General features: G+C 67.3%; 1 protein-coding gene. It reads left to right on the forward strand.

Features of this window, described 5'->3' with window-relative positions; all coding sequences use genetic code 11:
* Positions 1 to 390 precede the first annotated feature (390 nt).
* Positions 391 to 1117 (forward strand): transposase family protein (locus ABT300_RS44300; RefSeq protein WP_351688898.1); only part of this gene is annotated, 727 nt, incomplete at its 3' end.

Consider the following 1117-nt stretch of genomic DNA (forward strand, 5'->3'; position numbering starts at 1 on the left):
GTGGCCGCCAGGGCCGTTCCGGCGGTGATGCCGAGCGCGAGCGCGACGGCGGTCAGCACCATGCCGATACGGGCCGCGATCCTTGCTCGACGGGAACGCTTGGAGGTCGTAGGCGTCATTTATTGTCCTGTCTTTCGTTCCGGGGGAAGAACTGATGACTGGACGTGAGAATGTCCGGCTCGTCGGTCGCCAGCGTGACGTGATCATTCCTCTGCCGTAACGAACTCGCCCTTCTCCGGGCGATCTTGATGTGAGCGTCCCTTGCCGCTGTCTTGACCCACCCGCTGACGGGCATGCCATCCCCTTTGCCCGCCCCGCTGTCCGGCCACTTACGAGTTGGTGCGTGATAGCTGGTGAGGCGTTGCCATTGATGGGTGGCGTGATCCGGTTGTGGCGATCACGGTCAATCGGGCGGTCCTGGCACATCGGCTGTTCACGGGGATCTCGCGGCGTCATCTGGCCTGCCTGATCGAGGAGTTGGCTCAGCCGTGGCAGGCCGGGGTCGAAGGCCGCCGTCATGCTGCGCGAGGTGGCGCCAGGAAGCGGGCCGAAGGTGCCGGCGCCCGTCACCAGCCGGTGTTCGTCGACCGGTTGGCGGCCACGCTCATCCGTCTGTGGCACGGTCTTCCGCATTCAGTGCTGGGGCTGCTGTTCGGCGTCGACCGCTCCACCGTCACTCGCGCGATCACAGAAGTACGCACACTCCTGGCTGAACGAGGTGCGGCCCCTGGCCGTCCCGGCCTGCGAGTACGGACTCTGCCCGACGTGTTCGCCTACGCCCAGGCTGAAGGCATCGAGCTGCGCCTGGACGCCACCGAGATCCAGGTCCGCCGGCCACCGGCCGGCCGTGGCGGACGACGAGCGTTCGTCTCCGGGAACAAAAGGCAGAACACGATGAAGGCCACCGTCATTGCCGACGGGCGCGGGCGCACCCTATGGACCGATGCCCTGCGGCCTGGTCGTATGCACGACGCCACCGCCGCCCGCAACGACAGTGTCCCCGTGCCTCACCTCTTGCCTGCGGGGACGATCGTTCGGCTGAAGCCCCGCAGAGCCTTTCGCCGCGTAGGCGACCGCCCTTCACGACCACGCTATACGTCTGCGGCCCCGCGGCCGG

The sequence above is a fragment of the Streptomyces sp. NPDC001027 genome (assembly GCF_040299045.1).
In the GTDB taxonomy this organism is placed as follows: Bacteria; Actinomycetota; Actinomycetes; order Streptomycetales; family Streptomycetaceae; genus Streptomyces.